This window comes from Schnuerera sp. (genome assembly GCF_035459645.1).
GTDB lineage: Bacteria > Bacillota > Clostridia > Tissierellales > Tepidimicrobiaceae > Schnuerera.
In genome coordinates this window covers 1-5,521 of sequence record NZ_DATHXO010000032.1, presented here as the reverse complement: position 1 = coordinate 5,521, position 5,521 = coordinate 1, and the positions used below count along the sequence as shown (strand labels likewise).

Annotated in this window: 4 protein-coding genes; all 4 read right to left on the bottom strand. The window is 29.0% G+C overall.

The genetic code is table 11. The features are described 5' to 3' along the window. Positions 1–130 precede the first annotated feature (130 nt). Positions 131–2,560, bottom strand: coding sequence for a DNA gyrase subunit A (gene gyrA, locus VK998_RS00765; protein ID WP_325224385.1), 2,430 nt, complete (start codon positions 2,558–2,560; stop codon positions 131–133). A 12-nt stretch (positions 2,561–2,572) separates the two neighbouring features. Next, complete coding sequence (gene gyrB / locus VK998_RS00760) at positions 2,573–4,483, bottom strand: DNA topoisomerase (ATP-hydrolyzing) subunit B (RefSeq protein ID WP_325224384.1); 1,911 nt, start codon at positions 4,481–4,483, stop codon at positions 2,573–2,575. Continuing rightward, positions 4,484–4,786 carry a hypothetical protein gene (locus VK998_RS00755; protein ID WP_325224381.1) on the bottom strand — a complete coding sequence of 101 codons (303 nt, stop codon included), beginning with the start codon at positions 4,784–4,786 and terminating at the stop codon, positions 4,484–4,486. Between the two features lie 13 nt (positions 4,787–4,799). After that, positions 4,800–5,521 (bottom strand): DNA replication/repair protein RecF (gene recF, locus VK998_RS00750; protein WP_325224379.1); only part of this gene is annotated, 722 nt, incomplete at its 5' end.

Genomic DNA, 5,521 nt, shown 5'->3' with positions numbered 1-5,521 from the left:
CCTTTTATCTACTATTGTATTTATTTAATTCTATAATAAAAAGTTATTAATGTAAAGTAACTTAGTAGGATTTGGCTATTGTTAAAAAAAAGCATCCTTTAAAAATTTAAGGATGCTTTTTAAAATATTATTATTCTTCTTCTGCATATTTTGCTATTGCCATTACCTTATCATTTTCATTGTTTATTTTCATTAAAGTAACTCCTTGGGTATTTCGTCCCATTGTTGAAATACCTTTTGAGATTAATCTAATTATTATCCCTGACATAGAAATCATTATTATTTCATCATTTTCATCTATAACTTTTGCAGATACCAATTTTCCTGTCTTATCTTTTACATTATAAGTTTTTAAACCTACTCCACCTCTATTTTGTATTCTATAATCTTCTAGAGGAGTTCTTTTTCCAAATCCAAATTCACTTACTACTAATAAATCTTTTCCTTCTTGTATTAGATCCATTGCTACTACTTTATCCTTATCTTTTAATTTTACAGCTATAACCCCCATTGCATTTCTACCCATTACTCTTACATCTTTTTCACTAAATCTAATAGCCATTCCCATGGAAGTTACAACTATAATTTCTCTTTTACCATTAGTTTTTTTAACAGAAATTAGTTCGTCTTCTTCTTTTAAACTAATAGCAATTATTCCATTCTTTCTTATATTTTTAAAGCTTGACAGTTTTGTTTTTTTAATGAGTCCATTTTTAGTTATAAAAACCAAGTTACTTCTTGGATCATATTTCTCAATTGGAATAACTGCAGATATATTTTCATCTCCAGATAAATTTAATAAATTAACTATAGCAGTACCTCTGGCTTGTCTTCTACCCTCTGGTATTTCATATGCTTTTAAGGAATATACTCTACCTTTATTTGTGAAGAAAAGTATAGTGTCATGAGTTGAAGTAATAAATAACTTTTCCACAAAATCCTCATCTTTTGTTGTAAGACCAGTTATTCCTTTTCCACCTCTTCTTTGTGCTTTATAGGTATCTTCTGGCATTCTTTTTATATATCCAAAATGAGTTAATGTAATAATTACATCTTCTTCTTCAATCATATCTTCTATATCTATATCGTCAGCCGATGGCATTATTTTTGTTTTTCTTCTATCTCCAAATTTTTCTTTTATTTCTAATAATTCATCTTTAATTATCTCATATATTAGTCTCTCACTAGATAATATTTCTTTTAATCTATTTATTTCTTTAATTAATGCTTCATATTCTTCTTCTAATTTTTCTCTTTCTAACCCAGTTAATCTTCTAAGTCTCATATCTAATATAGCTTGAGCTTGTTTTTCAGACAAATCAAAACTATTCATAAGCCTTTCTCTTGCAACAGATTCTTCTTTTGAACTTCTTATTATATTTATAACTTCATCTATATTGTCTAAAGCTATTTTCAAACCTTCTACTATATGCGCTCTTGCTTCAGCTTTATTTAAATCGAATTGGGTTCTTCTAGTTATTATCTCTTTTTGGTGCTCTAAATAATATTTTAATGCCTGTTTTATATTTAATACTTTAGGCTCATCATCTACTAAAGCTAACATTATTATTCCAAAAGTTGTTTGTAATTGAGTCTGTTTATATAGATTATTTAAAACCACATTTGGATTTGCATCTCTTTTTAATTCTATGACTATACGCATACCTTCTCTATCCGACTCATCTCTTAAATCCGAAATCCCTTCAAGTTTTTTATCCCTAACTAGTTCAGCTATTTTTTCTATTAATCTAGCTTTATTTACTTGATAAGGTATTTCTGTTACAACTATTCTACTTCTTCCTCTATTACTATCCTCTATTTCTGCAACAGCTCTAATTTTAACCTTTCCTCTTCCAGTTTTAAAAGCTGACTTAATGCCATCTCTCCCCATTATCATAGCTCCAGTTGGAAAATCTGGACCCTTTATAACTTTCATTAAATCCTCTATATCGGTTTCTGGTTCATCTATTAACATGACAATTCCATCTACTATTTCCTTTAAATTATGTGGGGGAATATTGGTTGCCATTCCAACAGCTATACCAGATGAACCATTAATGAGTAAATTGGGGAATCTACTAGGTAAAACTACCGGTTCTTTTAAAGTTTCATCAAAATTTGGCCTATAATCTATAGTATCTTTTTTTATATCCCTTAACATTTCTAAAGACAATTTAGTTAACCTTGCTTCCGTATAACGCATAGCAGCTGGGCTATCACCATCTATAGAACCAAAGTTTCCATGGCCATCCACTAAAGGATATCTAGTATTAAATTTTTGAGCAAGTCTTACCATTGCTAAATAGACTGATGAATCTCCATGAGGATGATACTTACCTAGTACATCCCCTACTATCCTAGCTGATTTTCTATATGGTTTATCTGGAGTCATGCCCAATTCATTCATAGCATATAGTATCCTTCTATGGACTGGCTTTAAACCATCCCTAACATCAGGAAGGGCTCTACTTACAATTACGGACATGGCATAGTCTAAATAGGATTTTTTCATTTCTTCTTCTATTTTTATTTCTACAATATTATTTTTATCCCTATCCATTATTTTCCTCCCTTATATATCTAAATTCTTAACTAATTTTGCATTTTTTTGTATGAATTCTCGTCTAGGTTTGACTCTATCTCCCATTAATGTAGTAAATATTTCATCAGCAGCAATCCCATCTTCTATAGCTACCTTTAACAATACTCTTTTCTCTGGATCCATTGTTGTTTCCCAAAGTTGTTCTGGATTCATTTCTCCTAGACCTTTATACCTTTGGATTGAATAATTAGACCTGCCTATTTCTTCAAATAATTCTTCCAACTCATTATCACTATAAACATAGTGTTCAGCTCTTCCTTTGGATATCTTATATAAAGGTGGTTGTGCAATATATACATGGCCTTTTTCTAATAAGTCCTTCATATATCTATAGAAAAATGTTAATAATAATGTTCTAATATGAGCACCATCTACGTCAGCATCCGTCATTATTATTATTTTACCATATCGTAATTTTTCAATATTAAATTCGCTACCTATACCCGTCCCAAAAGCGGTAATCATTGCCCTTATCTCTTCATATCCTAATATTCTATCTAATCTAGCCTTTTCTACATTCATAATTTTACCTCTTAATGGAAGTATTGCTTGATATCTTCTATCTCTTCCTTGTTTAGCACTTCCACCCGCCGAGTCCCCTTCCACTATGAATACTTCAGTTACTTCTAAATCATTTTCCTGGCAATCGGCAAGTTTTCCTGGTAAAGTGGTATTATCTAATATACTCCTTTTTCTTGAAATTTCTCTAGCCTTTCTTGCTGCTTCTCTCGCCCTAGAAGCACTAATTGCTTTTTCTAGTATAATTTTCCCTACTTTAGGGTTTTCTTCAAGATAACTAATTATATGTTCATAGCTTAAAGACTCTACAATACCTCTTATTTCACTATTCCCTAATTTAGTTTTAGTTTGCCCTTCAAATTGAGGTTCCATTAATTTAACAGATAGTACAGCTGACAGCCCTTCTCGTACATCATCTCCTTGTAGATTATCTTCTTTTTCTTTAATATGGTTATATTTTCTGCCATAATCATTAATAGCTCTAGTTAAAGCTGTTCTCAAACCACTTAAATGAGTTCCACCTTCTTGAGTATTAATATTATTAGCAAAAGTATATATATTTTCCGAATATGCATCTGTATATTGCATTGCCAACTCTACTGTGGTATTATCCCTTTCATCTTCAAAATACATAATATCTTTTTGAATTAAATTTTTATTTCTATTTATATATTTAACAAAGGATTTTATACCTCCTTCATAATGAAACTCTTTTTTAGTTTTAGTTCTTCTATCTTCTAAACTAATTTTAATTCCCTTATTTAAGAAAGCCATTTCTCTAAACCTATATTCTAATGTTTCAAAATTGAATTCTACCTCATCAAATATTTCTTTATCTGGTTTAAACATTATTGTTGTACCTGTTTTACTAGATTTACCTACTTCCTGCAACTCACTTGTAGGTAAGCCCTTTTCAAAATTTTGTATATACTCTTTCCCATCTCTTCTTATTCTTGCAATTAACCATTCAGATAAAGCATTAACAACAGAAACACCTACACCATGTAATCCACCTGATACTTTATATGCAGAATTATTAAACTTTCCTCCAGCATGTAGATTAGTAAGAACCGTTTCTACTGTTGATTTTCCAGTTTGAGGATGTTTTTCGACAGGTATACCAGAACCATTATCCTCTACTATTATAGAATTATCTTCTTCTATTATAATTTTTATAGTGTCACATACTCCTGCTAAGGCCTCATCTACACTGTTGTCTACCACTTCATATACTAAGTGATGTAGTCCTCTTGAACCTGTGCTTCCAATATACATTCCTGGCCTTTTTCTAACTGGCTCTAATCCTGTTAATACTTGGATTTCTTCAGCTGTATATTTTCTTCCATTATTTTCAGTGGCCATTTAATCAACCTCCAATCTAGTTTCTATGTTTTTATTTCTTCTAAATAAAGTAGTGGATGAAATATTTGATGTATATAAATTGTATTTTTTATCTGACTTTCTTTTTTTTCTAGAATCATTACTAGAACAAGTTATTATATAAGTTTTTACATCATCTATGTCTTCATTTGACAAAGGATTATTTTTTAATAATTTTTGAATATAAGTGTTATTATCATTAGAACTTTCTAATGATTTCCTATCGATAATTGCAACTATATTTTTTAACAATATATTATTGCTATTTCCTATGTGTAAAAACATTAAATCTACTCCTTTACTTTATGATTTCTCCATTCTCTATATAAAATATAGATTTTTCTATTTCATTAAACTCATCCAGATCAATAATATCTGTAGAAGTAATTATAGTTTGCATATCGTTAAAAGATCTAGTTAGATATTTTCTTCTGTCTATATCTAATTCTGAAAATACGTCGTCCAATAATAAAACGGGATATACACCTCTCTCCATCTTAATTATTTCCACTTCAGATAATTTTATTGATAATACTATAGTTCTTTGTTGACCTTGAGAAGCATATGTTCTAGCATCTATGTTGTTTATCTTTATTTTTATATCATCTCTATGAGGACCTATGGAAGTGACTCCAGTAACTAAATCTTTATTTGTATTTATTTTTAATTGCTCTAAAAAGTTTTTTTCAATAGTGTTTTTATTTGTAATTTTTATATTAGAATTATATTTTAGGTTTAATTCTTCTTCTCCTAAAGTTAATTTATTATGGATTTTTTTAGTTATTTTAGATAGATTGCTAACAAATTGAAGCCTAGATATAATTATTTCAGTACCTATTTTCGCTAATTGTATGTCAAATATTTCTAATAAATTTAAAATATGAGCTTTAGATTTATTTGATTTAAGTAGATTATTTCTTTGAAATAAAATTTTATTATATTTGTTAATATTGTATTTGTAAACTGGTCTAATTTGTGAAATACTTAAATCTAAAAAATTTCTTCTTTCAGCTGGTCCAT

Coding starts and splice junctions, on each gene's coding strand:
- gyrA (WP_325224385.1), bottom strand. CDS start 2,560: ATGGATAGGGATAAAAATAATATTGTAGAAATAAAAATAGAAGAAGAA.
- gyrB (WP_325224384.1), bottom strand. CDS start 4,483: ATGGCCACTGAAAATAATGGAAGAAAATATACAGCTGAAGAAATCCAA.
- VK998_RS00755 (WP_325224381.1), bottom strand. CDS start 4,786: ATGTTTTTACACATAGGAAATAGCAATAATATATTGTTAAAAAATATA.